Annotated in this window: 13 protein-coding genes; all 13 read right to left on the bottom strand. The window is 65.0% G+C overall.

The genetic code is table 11. The annotated features are described in order from the left end of the window. Window positions 1–13 precede the first annotated feature (13 nt). The 13 genes from JZZ72_RS06620 to mraZ are packed head-to-tail and all read right to left on the bottom strand — an operon-like array spanning window position 14 to window position 14,248. Entirely contained in the window at window positions 14–880 is an 867-nt protein-coding gene (locus tag JZZ72_RS06620; RefSeq protein ID WP_043862070.1) for a cell division protein FtsQ/DivIB, read from the bottom strand. Between the two features lie 4 nt (window positions 881–884). Then, a complete protein-coding gene (locus tag JZZ72_RS06615; RefSeq protein WP_043862069.1) occupies window positions 885–1,841 on the bottom strand; it encodes a D-alanine--D-alanine ligase in 957 nt (318 codons plus the stop codon). Further along, window positions 1,838–3,292 carry a UDP-N-acetylmuramate--L-alanine ligase gene (murC, locus tag JZZ72_RS06610; RefSeq protein ID WP_043862068.1) on the bottom strand — a complete coding sequence of 485 codons (1,455 nt, stop codon included), beginning with the start codon at window positions 3,290–3,292 and terminating at the stop codon, window positions 1,838–1,840. Before murC ends, JZZ72_RS06615 begins: the two co-directional genes overlap by 4 nt. Continuing rightward, window positions 3,285–4,364 (bottom strand): undecaprenyldiphospho-muramoylpentapeptide beta-N-acetylglucosaminyltransferase, encoded by a 1,080-nt coding sequence (murG, locus tag JZZ72_RS06605; RefSeq protein WP_043862067.1) that lies wholly within the window; start codon window positions 4,362–4,364, stop codon window positions 3,285–3,287. The genes murC and murG overlap by 8 nt, the downstream gene beginning before the upstream one ends. Further along, complete coding sequence (gene ftsW / locus JZZ72_RS06600; protein WP_054914837.1) at window positions 4,354–5,568, bottom strand: putative lipid II flippase FtsW; 1,215 nt, start codon at window positions 5,566–5,568, stop codon at window positions 4,354–4,356. The genes murG and ftsW overlap by 11 nt, the downstream gene beginning before the upstream one ends. Beyond that, entirely contained in the window at window positions 5,565–6,911 is a 1,347-nt protein-coding gene (murD, locus tag JZZ72_RS06595; RefSeq protein ID WP_104571974.1) for a UDP-N-acetylmuramoyl-L-alanine--D-glutamate ligase, read from the bottom strand. The genes ftsW and murD overlap by 4 nt, the downstream gene beginning before the upstream one ends. A gap of 6 nt (window positions 6,912–6,917) precedes the next feature. Continuing rightward, window positions 6,918–8,000 carry a phospho-N-acetylmuramoyl-pentapeptide-transferase gene (mraY, locus tag JZZ72_RS06590; RefSeq protein ID WP_043862064.1) on the bottom strand — a complete coding sequence of 361 codons (1,083 nt, stop codon included), beginning with the start codon at window positions 7,998–8,000 and terminating at the stop codon, window positions 6,918–6,920. Continuing rightward, a complete protein-coding gene (locus tag JZZ72_RS06585; RefSeq protein WP_210014200.1) occupies window positions 8,000–9,367 on the bottom strand; it encodes a UDP-N-acetylmuramoyl-tripeptide--D-alanyl-D-alanine ligase in 1,368 nt (455 codons plus the stop codon). Before JZZ72_RS06585 ends, mraY begins: the two co-directional genes overlap by 1 nt. Beyond that, the gene (locus tag JZZ72_RS06580; RefSeq protein WP_043862062.1) at window positions 9,360–10,826 is read right to left on the bottom strand and encodes a UDP-N-acetylmuramoyl-L-alanyl-D-glutamate--2,6-diaminopimelate ligase; all 1,467 of its coding nucleotides are present in this window, start codon (window positions 10,824–10,826) and stop codon (window positions 9,360–9,362) included. The genes JZZ72_RS06585 and JZZ72_RS06580 overlap by 8 nt, the downstream gene beginning before the upstream one ends. Then, entirely contained in the window at window positions 10,826–12,559 is a 1,734-nt protein-coding gene (locus tag JZZ72_RS06575; protein WP_162484872.1) for a peptidoglycan D,D-transpeptidase FtsI family protein, read from the bottom strand. Before JZZ72_RS06575 ends, JZZ72_RS06580 begins: the two co-directional genes overlap by 1 nt. Next, the gene (gene ftsL, locus JZZ72_RS06570; RefSeq protein WP_043862060.1) at window positions 12,559–12,852 is read right to left on the bottom strand and encodes a cell division protein FtsL; all 294 of its coding nucleotides are present in this window, start codon (window positions 12,850–12,852) and stop codon (window positions 12,559–12,561) included. Before ftsL ends, JZZ72_RS06575 begins: the two co-directional genes overlap by 1 nt. Then, a complete protein-coding gene (gene rsmH / locus JZZ72_RS06565) occupies window positions 12,849–13,796 on the bottom strand; it encodes a 16S rRNA (cytosine(1402)-N(4))-methyltransferase RsmH (RefSeq protein WP_043862059.1) in 948 nt (315 codons plus the stop codon). Before rsmH ends, ftsL begins: the two co-directional genes overlap by 4 nt. Beyond that, window positions 13,793–14,248: a division/cell wall cluster transcriptional repressor MraZ gene (gene mraZ, locus JZZ72_RS06560; RefSeq protein WP_043862058.1), complete on the bottom strand. Its 456-nt coding sequence runs from the start codon at window positions 14,246–14,248 to the stop codon at window positions 13,793–13,795. Before mraZ ends, rsmH begins: the two co-directional genes overlap by 4 nt. Window positions 14,249–14,347: the final 99 nt, after the last annotated feature.

Here is a 14,347-nt window from a genome sequence, read left to right as displayed (position 1 = left end):
GTCCTGCCTCTCTCTAATTCTTCGCAACAGCGGGTTGGGCTGTCGTCGGTGCATTCGGTTCCCGCCAGCCAACGGCCAGGCCATTGGCGTAACGCAGATCGATGCGGGCGATGTTCGTGATCTGTTCTTTGAGCGTCTTGTCGTAAATGGCAATGAAGCGGCGCATCTTTTCCACCAGATGGTCGCGCCCCAGCAGCAACTCGATACCCGGCCCGGCGCTGCCGGCACCAGTGGTCAGGAACCAGCTGCCCCGCTCGCGCAGTTCCAGCCGGGCGATCGAGAAGCCCATGGGCCGCAACATCTGGCTCAGTACCTGATATTGCTGCATCACTTGCTGCTGCGCCCGCTGCGGCCCGAACAGCTGCGGCAGGTGCTCGTAGTTGGCCAGCTCGCGCGGGGTGAAGGCCTGGCCCTGGTTGTTGAGCAGGGCCTCGTCGCCCCAGCGCGCCACCGGCAGCTGTTCCTCGAGGCGGATCACCACTTCGTCCGGCCACACGCGACGCACTTCGGCATGCGCGATCCACGGCATCTGCTCGAGCTCGGTGCGCATGCTGGCCAGGTCGACGGTGAAGAAGCTGGCGGCCACATAGGGCGCGATACGCTGCTGCACGGCCTGCTGGCTGATGTAGCTCAGGTCGCCCTGCACGGCGATCTTGGTGATCGGCCGGTCGGCATACGGCATCAGGCGCTGTGCGCCCTCGTAGGCACCGAACCCGGCCACTACCAGCAGAACCGGCCACAGCAGACGCTTGAACACGCTGAAATTGGCCTTGGGCAGGCGCGCCGACAGTGGCTCCTTGGCCACCATCCGGCTGGCACCGCGCGGCACCGGCTTGCGGCCGGTGGCGGGTTGCTGATGACGTACCATCGCGCCTTGCATGGGCTTAACCTCGCGCCTCGACGCTGGCCGCCAGGATCGCCAGCACCAACTGCTGGAAGTCCAGGCCGGCCGCGCGTGCCGCCATTGGGACCAGGCTGTGATCGGTCATGCCTGGTGCGGTGTTGACTTCCAGAGGCCAGAAGTTGCCCTGCTCGTCCTGCATCACGTCCAGACGACCCCAGCCGGCAATGCCGATGGCGTCGCACGCACGTGCGGTCAGTTCGATCAGTTCCTGTTCCTTGGCAGCGTCCAGGCCGCACGGAATGCGGTACTGGGTATCGTTGGCGACGTACTTGGCGTCGTAGTCGTAGAACGTGTGCGGGGTGCCCAGCGCAATCGGCGGCAGCACCTGGCCGCGCAGCACGGCAATGGTGAACTCCGGACCGTGAATCCATTGTTCAACCAATACTTGCGAGTCGTAGGTGGCGGCGTCCTTCCAGGCAACGATCAATTCTTCGACGCTGCTCACTTTCGCCATACCGATACTGGAGCCTTCATGGGCCGGTTTGACGATCAAAGGGAAGCCCAGTTCCGCGCCCGCAGAAATACAGTCTTGCTCGCTGGCCAGCACCGCGTGGTGCGGGGTTGGAATACCCAGGCTTTTCCACACCTGTTTGGTGCGCAATTTGTCCATCGCCAGGGCCGACGCCAGGATGCCGCTGCCGGTGTAGGGGATACCCAGGCACTCGAGCAGGCCCTGCATGCTGCCGTCTTCACCGCCACGGCCGTGGAGAATGATGAAGGCGCGGTCGAGCTTCTCGCGCTGCAGACGGTCGAGCAGATCGTCACCCACATCGATGGCGATCACCTCGACGCCGGCGCTGGTGAGCGCCTCGATCACTGCGGCGCCGGACTTGAGCGACACCTCGCGCTCGGCGCTCTTGCCGCCGTACAGCACGCCGACACGGCCGAAGGCCTTCGGGTCGATGGTCGAGTGCAGCTTGGAGTATTGAGCAGTCATTTGGCCTTCCCTGCGGTGGCAACCGCGCCCGCGAACAATGGGCTTTTCAACAATTGCGGGGCCAGGCCACCGATGTCGCCGGCACCCTGGCACAGCAGGATGTCACCGGCACGCAGCAGCGGCTTGACCAGTGGCGCCAGCTCGATGCCGCGCTCGATGTAGATCGGGTCCAGCTGGCCACGCTGACGGATGCTGTGGCACAGCTGGCGGCTGTCGGCCCCCGGGATCGGCTCTTCGCCGGCCGGGTAGACCTCCATCAGCAGCAGCACGTTGGCATCGGCCAGCACCTGCACGAAGTCGTCGTACAGGTCGCGGGTACGGCTGTAGCGGTGCGGCTGGTAGACCATCACCAGGCGGCGCTCCGGCCAGCCACCGCGCACGGCCTTGATCACGGCCGCCACTTCGGTGGGGTGGTGACCGTAGTCGTCCACCAGCATCACGCTGCCACCGTCGACCGGCAGTTCGCCGTACACCTGGAAACGTCGGCCCACGCCCTGGAAGCCCGAAAGCCCCTGCACGATGGCCTCGTCGCTGATGCCCTCGTCGGTGGCGATGGCAATGGTGGCCAGTGCATTGAGCACATTGTGGTTGCCCGGCATGTTCACCGACACGTCCAGCGGCTCGCGGTCACGGCGCAGCACGGTGAAGTGGGTCTGCATGCCCGACTGGCGCACATTGATCGCGCGCACGTCGGCTTCCTCGGCAAAGCCGTAGGTCACTGCCGGGCGCTTGACCAGCGGCAGGATCTCGCGCACCACCGGATCATCCAGGCATACCACGGCCAGGCCGTAGAACGGCAGGTTGTGGAGGAACTCGACGAAGGTCTTCTTCAGCTTGTTGAAGTCGCCCTCATAGGTCGCCATGTGGTCGGCGTCGATGTTGGTGACCACGGCCACCAGCGGCTGCAGGTGCAGGAAGCTGGCGTCGCTTTCGTCGGCTTCGGCAATCAGGTAGCGGCTGGTACCCAGTTGTGCATTGGTACCTGCTGCATTCAGCCGGCCACCGATCACGAAGGTCGGGTCCAGGCCGCCGGCGGCGAACACCGAGGCCAGCAGGCTGGTGGTGGTGGTCTTGCCGTGGGTACCGGCTACCGCGATGCCGTGGCGATAGCGCATCAGTTCGGCGAGCATTTCGGCACGCGGTACCACGGGGATACGCCGCTCAAGGGCCGTCGCCACTTCCGGGTTGGCCGTATTGATGGCGCTGGACACCACCAGTACATCGGCACTGGCGGCGTTCTCGGCGCGGTGGCCAAGGAAGATTTCGGCACCAAAGGACTCCAGGCGCTCGGTGACCGGCGAGGCCTTGAGGTCCGAGCCGGAAACCTGGTAACCCAGGTTGAGCAATACCTCGGCAATACCGCACATGCCCACGCCGCCGATACCGACGAAGTGGATGCGGCGGATACGGCGCATTTCAGGTTGCGGGATGGCTTTCTGGCTTTCAACCATGGGCCACCTCCAGGCAGATATCGACCACGGTGCTGGTAGCCGCGGGCTTGGCCAGGCGTCGTGCGGTGCTGGCCATGGTGTCGAGTTTTTGCGGTTGCATCAGTACCTCGTTCAGGCGTTCAGCGAGCTGCGCTGCGCCAGTTGTCGCTTGCGGCATCAGGAAGGCGGCGCCTTCACGTGCCAGATAGTGGGCGTTGTGGGTCTGGTGATCGTCGATGGCATGGGGCAGCGGCACCAGCATCGAGGGCAGACCGGCCGCAGCCAGTTCGCTGACGGTCAGCGCACCGGCCCGGCAGATCACCAGGTCGGCCCAGCCATAGGCGTGGGCCATGTCTTTGATGAACGGCTCTACCTGAGCCTCGATCCCGGCCTCGCGATAGCGCTCGGCGGTAATCTGGTCATGCTGCTTGCCGGCCTGGTGGAACACCTCGGGGCGCAGGGCCTCGGGTACCAGGGCCAGGGCCTGTGGCAACAGTTTGTTCAACGGCTCCGCGCCCAGGCTGCCGCCCAGCACCAGCAGGCGCGCGCGGCGCCCGGCCAGTGGCGCGCGCACAGGCTCCAGGAACAGCTCGCCGCGCACCGGGTTGCCGGTGGTGCGCAGTTTGTCGCTGGCCTCGAAGGTGTTCGGGAAAGCTTCGCAGACTCGGCCTGCCAGCGGCACCAGCAGCCGATTGGCGGTACCGGCCTTGGCGTTCTGCTCGTGGATCACCACGGGCACGCCAGCCAGCTTCGCCGCCACACCGCCCGGGCCGGTCACATAGCCGCCAAAGCCGACCACACACACCGGCTTGAGCCGACGGATGATGCGCCGCGCCTGCAGCACCGCCTTGAACAGGGTGAACGGCGCCTTGAGCAGCGACAGCTTGCCCTTGCCACGCAAGCCGGTGACCTGGATCAGGTGCAGTTGCAACCCGGCCTGGGGCACCAGCTCGTTTTCGATACCGCGTGGGGTGCCCAGCCAGTGCACGGTGTAACCGCGTGCCTGGAACTCACGGGCGCAGGCCAGGGCCGGGAACACGTGGCCCCCGGTGCCGCCTGCCATGATCAATACGTTTTTGCCTTCAACGGCCATGTCTTGGCTCCTCGGCAAAATCGCTCTCATCGAATTCATGTTCTTCGCTGCCCAGGTGCGTGCGGCTCTCCCACTCGATGCGCAGCAGCAGGCCCATGCACACGCAGCAGATCACCAGCGAGCTGCCGCCGTAGCTGAGGAACGGCAGGGTCAGGCCCTTGGTCGGCAGCAGGCCGACGTTCACCCCGATGTTGATCAGGAACTGGCCGATCCACAGGAAGGCCAGGCCGTAGGCCATGTAGGCGGCAAAGAACTGCTTGGCTTTCTCGGCCCACAGACCGATGTACATCGCGCGCAGGCTGACGAACACGAACAGCGCAACGGTCAGCAGCGAACCGACCACGCCCAGCTCTTCGGCCAGTACCGAGAACACGAAGTCGGTGTGTGCTTCGGGCAGGTAGAACTGCTTCTGCACGCTGTTGCCCAGGCCCACGCCCAGCCACTCACCGCGGCCGAAGGCAATCAGGGCCTGGGTCAGCTGATAGCCGGAACCGAATTGATCCGACCAGGGGTCGGTGAAGGTGATCAGGCGCGCCATCCGGTAGGGCTGCGCCTGTACCAGAATGAACACCGCCGCCACCGCCAGCACCACCATCAGGCTGAAGCGGAACAGCCCCACCCCGCCCAGGAACAGCATCGCCGCGGCGGCGCCCATCATCACCACCGTGGCGCCGAAGTCCGGCTCCATCAGCAGCAGGCCGGCCATCGGCAGCAGCACGATGAACGGCTTGAAGAAGCCCATCCAGCTCTCGCGTACCTCGGTCTGGCGGCGCACCAGGTAGCCCGCCAGGTAGATCACCACGAACACCTTGGCGATTTCGGAAGGCTGCACGTTGAAGAAGCTGAAGCCGATCCAGCGCATCGAGCCGTTCACTTCGCGGCCGATGCCCGGCACCAGTACCAGCACCAGCAACCCGAAGGCACCGACCAGCATCATGAAGCCCATGCGCTGCCAGGTGGCGATCGGCACCATCATGGTGACGACGCAGGCGACCAGGCCGATGGCCACGTACACCAGGTGACGGATCATGTGGTAAAGCGGGTTGCCCGACTGCAACGCGGCCACTTCCGAGGAGGCCGAGGTGATCATCACCAGGCCAAGGCCCAGCAGCGCCAGGCAGCCCGCGAGCATGGCGAAATCGAGATCGATGCCGCGACCAGTGACCAGGGGGGACGGATAAGGCTTGATGATGCCGAAGATCATGCCAGCCCCTCCACGGCCTGGGCGAACAGGCGCCCACGCTCTTCGAAGTTCTTGAACATGTCCAGGCTTGCGCAGGCAGGCGACAGCAGCACGGCGTCGCCTGGCTGGGCCAGCGCGGCGCCCTGCTGCACGGCTTCGTCGAGGCTGCTGACGCGAATCAGCGGCACGCTGTCGCCCAATGCCTGGGCCAGGCGCTCGGCATCACGGCCCAGCAGCACCACGGCGCGGCAGTGCGCCGCCACCGGGGCACGCAGCGCCGAGAAATCCGCGCCCTTGCCGTCGCCGCCGGCCACCAGCACCAGCTTGCCGTCGATATCCGCACCCAGGCCTTCGATGGCCGCCAGCGCGGCACCGACGTTGGTGGCCTTGGAGTCGTCGTACCAGCTCACGCCGTCACGCTCGCGCAGCCACTGGCAACGGTGGGCCAGGCCGGCAAAGGTGCGCAGGCTGGCCAGCATGGCGTCGAATGGCAGGCCTGCGGCATGCCCCAGGGCCAGCGCCGCGAGGGCGTTGGACTGGTTGTGCGCACCACGGATCTTCAGCTCGCGCACCGGCATCAGGGTCTGGAACTCGAACGCCAGGTACTTCTCGCCGTTCTCTTCGCGCAGCCCGAAGCCCTTGAAGTCGGGCACATTCAGGCCGAACGTCCAGCACGGCACGTTTTCCATCGGCAGCGGACGGCTCAGGGCATCCTGGCGGTTGACCACCACCTGCCGTGCGCCACGGAAGATCCGGTGCTTGGCCAGGTGATAGGCCGGCAGGCCGCTGTAGCGGTCCATGTGGTCTTCGCTGACGTTGAGCACGGTGGCCACTTCGGCATTCAGCTGATCGGTGGTCTCCAGCTGGAAGCTCGACAGCTCCATCACGTACAGCTCGATGGCGTCGTCCAGCAGGTCCAGTGCCGGGGTACCGAGGTTGCCGCCCACTGCCACACGTTTGCCTGCCGCAACGGCCATCTCCCCGACCAGGGTGGTGACGGTGCTCTTGGCATTGGAACCGCTGATGGCAATGATCGGCGCCTTGGCATTGCGCGCGAACAGTTCGATGTCGCCCGACAGCTTCACGCCGCGCGCGGCAGCCTGCTGCAGGGCCGGGGTCGCCAGGGCCAGGCCGGGGCTGACGTACAGCTCGTCGGCACGGCACAGGAACTCCACATCCAGTTCGCCACAACGCACTTCCACCTGCGGGTAGTCGCGACGCAAGGTCGCCAGCTCCGGCGGGTTCTCGCGGGTATCGGCCACCGCAAACGCAATGCCCCGGTTCGCCAGGAAGCGAACCAGGGACATGCCGCTCTTGCCGAGGCCGACAACGATGCGGAAGTGGTCAGACGCGATCAGGGACACTCGTTTCTACCTCAGTTTCAGGGTGGCAAGGCCGAACAGCACGAGAATCACGGTGATGATCCAGAAGCGGACGATCACCCGAGGCTCGGGCCAACCCTTGAGTTCAAAGTGGTGGTGGATCGGTGCCATGCGAAACACGCGCTTGCCGGTCAGCTTGAAGGAGGCCACCTGGATCACCACCGACAGGGTCTCCATCACGAACACGCCGCCCATGATGAACAGCACGATCTCCTGACGCACGATCACGGCAATGGTGCCCAACGCGGCACCCAGTGCCAGGGCGCCGACGTCACCCATGAACACCTGCGCCGGGTAGGTGTTGAACCACAGAAAGCCCAGGCCCGCGCCGATCAGCGCGCCGCAGAACACGATCAGCTCGCCGGCGCCCGGCACGTAGGGGATCAGCAGGTATTCGGCGAACTTCACGTTGCCCGACAGGTAGCAGAAGATACCCAGCGCGCCTCCGACCATCACCGTCGGCATGATCGCCAGGCCGTCCAGGCCGTCGGTCAGGTTGACTGCGTTGCTCGAGCCCACGATGACGAAATAGGTCAGCACCACGAAGCCGATGCCCAGCGGGATGGTGACATCCTTGAGCATCGGCACGATCAGGGTGGTTTCCACGCTGGTGGGCGCGGTCATGTACAGGAAGATCGCCGCGCCCAGGCCGAACACCGATTGCCAGAAGTACTTCCAGCGGCTTGGCAGGCCACGCGAGTTCTTCTCGATCACCTTGCGGTAGTCGTCGACCCAGCCGATGGCGCCGAACAGCAGGGTGACGATCAGCACCACCCACACATAACGGTTGGTCAGGTCGGCCCACAGCAGCGTGCTCACGCCGATGGCAGACAGAATCAGCGCACCGCCCATGGTCGGGGTGCCGGACTTGGAGAGGTGCGATTGCGGGCCGTCATTGCGCACGGCTTGACCGATCTGGCGAATCTGCAGGGTACGAATCATCCAGGGGCCCAACCACAGGGCCAGCGACAACGCGGTCAGTACACCCAGAATCCCGCGCAGGGTCAGGTACTGAAAGACCGCGAAGCCTTTGTAGAACTGTTGCAGATACTCAGCCAGCAGCAGCAGCATTAATGTTTCTCCCCGCTGGAACCGCACAAGGCCGCCACGACGTTTTCCATCGCAGCGCTGCGCGAACCCTTGATCAAAATGGTGGTGTTGTTGGCCTGCTCGACGCGAACGGCGTCGATCAAGTCAGCTTGAGTGGCGAAATGATGGGCCCCGGTGCCAAATGCCTTGACCGCTTCGGCCATCATCGGGCCCACGGCATAAAGTGCTGCAACCTTGCCCCTGGCGTATGCGCCGACCTGCCGATGCCCTTCCTCGGCCCACTGGCCCAATTCGCCGATATCCCCGAGCACCAGGACGGTACGCCCGGAAAAGCCGGCGAGTATATCAACGGCAGCGCACATGGAGGTGGGGTTTGCGTTGTAACTGTCGTCGATCACGCGCACACCGGTGGGCGCCATGTGCACCACGGTGCGGCCCTTGACCGGCTGCACCGCGTCAAGACCCTCGACGATGCCTTCCAGTGTCACGCCGAAAGCCTGTGCGGCAGCCGCGGCGGCCAGGGCGTTGCTAACATTGTGAGTGCCCAGCAGGTTGAGCTGGACGCGGGCGTTGCCCAGCGGGCTGCGCAATTCGAAACCGGGGCAGCCGCGTTCGTCGTGACGAATGTCGGTGGCATGAAAATCTGCGTCGGCATTGGCCAGGGCGAAAGTGATCACAGGGTGATGGCCGGCGCGCTGCTTCCAGATGCCGAACGCCTTGTCATCCAGGTTCAATACCGCCACGCCATCCTGGCCCAGGCCTTCGAGGATCTCGCCCTTGGCTTCGACGATTTTCTCCGGCCCGCCGAACTCACCCACATGAGCGGTACCGGCGTTGTTGATGATCACCACCTGCGGCCGGGTCAGGCCGACGGTGTAGGCGATTTCGCCGATGCGCGAGGCGCCCAGCTCGATGACCGCCGCTGTATGGTGCGGGGCCAGCTCCAGCAGGGTCAGCGGTGCGCCGAAGTCGTTGTTGAGATTGCCACGGGTGGCCAGTACCGGCCCGCGGGTGCGCAGGATGCTGGCCAGCATCTCCTTGACCGTGGTCTTGCCACTGGAGCCGGTGATTGCGGCAACCGGCTTGTCGAAGGCGGCGCGATTGAGCGCCCCCAACTGGCCCAGGCCCAGGCGGGTATCGGCAACCACCAGTTGCGGCAGGTTGCTGCCCGGCACTTCGTGCTGCACCAGCGCCGCGACGGCGCCCTTGGCTGCCACTTCGTCCAGGTAATCGTGACCGTCGAAACGCGGCCCGGCCAGGGCGACGAACAACTGGCCAGGGGTGATCGCGCGGCTGTCGATGCTGACGCCATCGAAGGTTGCATCCTGGCCATGCAGGCGGCCCTGCAGCGGCGCTACCAACTGGCTGAGGGACATTGACTCAAGCATTCGGGGCCTCCCAGGCTGCCAGGGCTCTTTCGGCCTCGACCAGGTCGGAGAAGTCATGGCGCTCGCCGTTGATCTCCTGGTAATCCTCGTGCCCCTTGCCCGCCAGCACGATGACGTCGTCGGCAGCGGCGGTGGCAATCAGGTGCGCAATCGCCGGGCCACGGCCGGCGATGAACTCGACGCTTTCACCCCGGGCGAAGCCTGGGCGGATATCGTCGAAAATCTGCTGGGGCGCCTCGCTGCGCGGGTTGTCGTCGGTGACCAGCACGCGGTCGGCCAGGCGCTCGGCCACTTCGGCCATCAGCGGGCGCTTGCCGCGATCGCGGTCGCCGCCGCAGCCGAACAGGCACAGCAGCTTGCCTTGCGCATGGGGACGCAGGGCTTCGAGGACCTTTTCCAGGGCATCGGGGGTGTGGGCGTAATCGACCACCACCAACGGCTTGCTGCCACCGCCCAGGCGCTGCATGCGCCCTACGGGGCCCTCGAGCTGCGGCGTGACCTTGAGAATTTCGTCCAGCGGATGATCCATCGCCATCAGCGTGCCGACCGCGGCCAGCATGTTGCTGAGGTTGAAGCGCCCGAGCAGGCGGCTGCGCAGCATATGCTCGCCCTGTGCCGTTACCAGCACCGCACGCACGCCATCGTCGTCGAACTTCGCTTCGCGGCAGTACAGCGAGGCGGCAGGGTCGACGAGGCTGTAGCTGATCAGGCGCGAATCACCCTTCTGCGCCGCCAGCTCACGCCCGAAGGCATCGTCCAGATTGACCACCCGCGAGCGCAGGTCGGGCCAGGCGAACAGGCGCGCCTTGGCGGCCTGGTAGGCCTCCATGCTGCCGTGGTAGTCCAGGTGATCGCGTGACAGGTTGGTCATTACCACGATGTCGAAGGCCAGTGCCGCTACCCGGCCTTGTTCCAGCGCATGGGAGGACACTTCCATGGCCACGGCCTTGGCGCCAGCCTTCTTCAGGTCGCCCAGGGTCGACTGCACGGCAATCGGATCTGGCGTGGTCAGCCGGCCACTTTGCAGCTGGCCATAGAAACCGGTACCCAGGGTGCCGATCAGGCCGCAGTGCTGGCCCAGCAGGTCGAGCGCCTGGGCCACCAGCTGGGTGACGCTGGTCTTGCCGTTGGTGCCAGTCACGCCGATCAGCTCGAGCTGGCGGCTCGGCTCGCCATAGAAGCGCCCCGCGATATCCGACAGCTGGGCAATCAGGCCCTTGACCGGAATCATCGGCACATCGGTGATCGGCAGCACGGTGGTGTTCTGCACTTCATAGGCCACGGCTGCCGCGCCGCGCTTGAGCGCATCGGCAATATGCTCGCGGCCGTCGACACGCGCACCCGGCACCGCCAGGAACAAGTCCCCGGCGCGGACCTTGCGGCTGTCCAGGGTCAGTTCGCGGATCAACGGGTCGTTGTTGCCGCTCAGGGCAAACAGCTTACTCAATGGCATCGACATCAACCGCGCCCTCCCTTGGCGGGCGCAGCACCGGCCTGCTGCTGTGGAGTAGGAGCCGGCAGGTTGTCTGGCGGCACGTTCATCAGTCGCAGGGTGCCGGACATGACCTTGCTGAATACCGGCGCCGATACCAGGCCGCCGAAGTAGCCACCCTTGCTCGGCTCGTCGATCACCACCACGATGGCATAGCGCGGATCGCTCATCGGGCCGAAGCCGGTGAACAGCGAGCGGTAGGCGTTCTCGGTGTAGCCCTTGGAACCGACCGTGGCCTTACGGGCCGTACCCGACTTGCCGCCCACGTGATAGGAAGGCACCTGCGCACGGAACACGCCACGTGGCGCTTCGATGACCTGCTGCAGCATGCCCTGGATGGTCTTGGCGGTATCCTCGGGCACCACCTGGGTGGCTTCCGGGGTCTTGTCCACCTTGAGAATGCTCAGCGGTACCATCTTGCCGTTGTTGGCCAGCGCGGCGTAGGCATGCACCAGCTGCAACGCGGTCACCGACAGGCCGTAGCCGTAGGACAGGGTCGCGGTCTCGGCCTTGCGCCACTCGCGGTGGTTGGGCAGGTTGCCGACACGCTCGCCCGGGAAGCCCAGGCCGGTGTACTGGCCCAGGCCCAGTTGCGACATCACGCGGTAGATGGACTCGCCACCGATATCGAAGGCGATCTTGCTCATGCCCACGTTACTGGAGTTGATCAGGATGCCGGTCAGGTCGAGGATCGGGCCTTCGCTCCTGGACACGTCACGAATGGTGTAGCGGCCCAGCTGCAGGGTGCCCGGATAGACCTCGACCTTGTCGGTCGGCTTCCAGCGTCCGCTCTGCAGGGCGGCGCTCATGGAGAAAGGCTTGACCGTGGAACCCGGCTCGAACACGTCGATGATGGCACGGTTGCGCATCGCCGCCGGGAACATGCTGCGGCGGTTGTTGGGGTTGTAGGTGGGCTGGTTGACCATGGCCAGCACTTCGCCGGTCTTCACATCCATGATCACCAGGCTACCGGCCTTGGCTTCCTGTTCGGCAATCGCGTTACGCAATTCGCGGGTGGCCAGGTACTGCAGACGCAGGTCGATGGACAACGCCAAGGTCTTGCCGGCCTTGGCGTTCTTGGTGACCTGTACGTCCTTGATCAGCCGGCCGCGCCGGTCCTTGATCACCTGCCGCTTGCCGGGCACCCCGGCCAGCCACTCGTCGTAGGCGAGCTCCACCCCCTCGCGACCGTGATCGTCGAGGTCGGTGAACCCGACCATGTGCGCAGCGACATCGCCGGCGGGATAGAAGCGGCGGAACTCTTCGATGCCATACACGCCGGGCACCTTGAGGTCGAGCACCACCTGGCCCTGCTCCGGGGTAAGGCCGCGGACCAGGTAGATGAATTCCTTGTTGGCCTGCTGTTCGAGGCGCTCGGCCAGTTGCTGCGGGTTCTGCTTGAGCGCGGCGGCAAGCGCCGGCCAGCGGTCCTTGGCAGCCTGCATCTCCTTGGGGTTGGCCCACAGGGTGGTAACCGGCGTACTCACGGCCAGCGGCTCGCCGTTGCGGTCGGTGATCAACCCGCGGTGCGCAGGAATCGGAATGTGACGCAGGCTGCGGGCATCGCCCTGCCCCTTGAGGAAGTCGCGGTCAACCACCTGCAGGTCGACGATACGCCAGGCAATGGCCCCCACCATGATCACCAGCAGGCCGACCACAACGCGGAACCGCCACGGGTAGAGTGCGCCTTCAAGTTTCATCATGGCGCCACCATCCGTACTTCGTCAGCGGCGGGAATGCGCATGTGCAGCTGTTCGCTGGCCAGGTTCTCGATACGGCTGTGGGCGGTCCAGGTGCTCTGTTCCAGAATCAACCGGCCCCACTCGGCCTGCGCCTTGTCGCGTTCGTTGAGCTCGCCGTACAGGGTATTGAGCAACTGGCGGTTCCAGTGCGCACTGTAGGACACCGCCACCGACGAAACGAGCACGCCAATGAACAGCAGCAGCATCAGGAAGCTGCCGCCTGGCAAGGGCTTGGCGAAAAGCCTGCTCAACGCAGCTTCTCCGCCACACGCATGACCGCGCTACGCGAGCGCGGGTTGGCCTTGAGCTCGGCCTCGGAGGCGAACTGCGCCTTGCCATGGACCTTGATCTTGGGCTCGAAGGGCTTGTGTTGTACCGGCAGGTTGCGCGGCAGGTTGTCGGCCTCTCCCTTGGCCAGCTTGCGCATGAACAGCTTGACGATGCGGTCTTCCAGCGAATGGAAGCTGATGACCACCAGACGGCCACCGATCTCGAGCGTGTCGAGGGCAGCCTCGAGCCCGGCTTCGAGGTCGCCCAGCTCGTTGTTGACGTGAATGCGCAGCCCCTGGAAAGCACGGGTGGCGGGGTTCTTGCCCTTTTCCCACGCGGGGTTGGCGACCTTGAGCACTTCGGCGAGGTCGGCGGTACGGGTAAAGGGTTGCTGTTCGCGACGGGCGACCACGGCGTTGGCCATGCGCTTGGCGAAACGCTCTTCGCCGTACTCCTTGAACACGCGGGCGATTTCTTCGGCCGGCGCGGTGGCGATGAATTCGGCGGCGCTGACGCCACGACTCGGGTCCATGCGCATGTCCAGCGGGCCGTCGTTCATGAAACTGAAGCCGCGCTCGGGGTCATCGAGCTGTGGCGAGGACACGCCCAGGTCGAGCAGGATGCCATTGACCTTGCCGGACAGGCCCCGCTCGGCGACTTCGGCGCCCAGCTCGGCGAAACTGCGCTGCACAATGACAAAGCGGCCGTCTTCGGCCGCCAGCGCTTGCCCGGTGGCAATCGCTTGTGGGTCCTTGTCGAACCCCAGCAGCCGACCCTGCGGCCCCAGGTGCTGGAGAATCAGCCGACTGTGCCCGCCACGCCCGAAGGTGCCATCCAGATAGCAGCCATCGGCGCGTACGGCGAGAGCCTCGACGGCTTCGTCAAGCAGTACGGTGATGTGTTTGAAGCCACTATCTATAGTCACAGGATCAGATCACGCAGTTCATCAGGCATCGCGCCCGGTTGTTGAATGGCCACCAGGTCAGCTGCAGCAACAGCGTTCCAGGCGTCCTCGTCCCACAGTTGGAATTTGTTCAGTTGCCCCACCAGCATCGCCCGCTTGTCCAGCTTGGCGTACTCGCGCAGACGCGGTGGCACCAGGAAACGCCCACTGCCGTCGAGCTCCAGATCCACCGCATTGCCGATCAGCAGACGCTGCAGGCGACGGTTCTCTTCGCGTAACGACGGCAAGGCACGCAGCTTGGCTTCGATCAGTTCCCACTCATCCAGCGGATACACGCACAAGCAGGGATCAACCGCGTCGATCGTCACGATCAACTGCCCGGAACTGCGCGAATCGAGCTCGTCACGGTACCGGCTCGGCATTGCGAGACGGCCTTTTGCGTCGAGGTTGATTGCGTTGGCTCCGCGAAACACGGCTGCACTTCCCTAAATGTTAGCTTTTTTGTGTCTGAAAACCCACTTCATGCCACTTTCCGCCACTTGCGCACACTATAGGAATCCGCCCACCACACC

The organism is Pseudomonas palmensis (assembly GCF_017848315.1).
GTDB classification, from domain to species: Bacteria; Pseudomonadota; Gammaproteobacteria; order Pseudomonadales; family Pseudomonadaceae; genus Aquipseudomonas; species Aquipseudomonas palmensis.
This window is presented reverse-complemented; position numbering and strand designations above follow the sequence as displayed.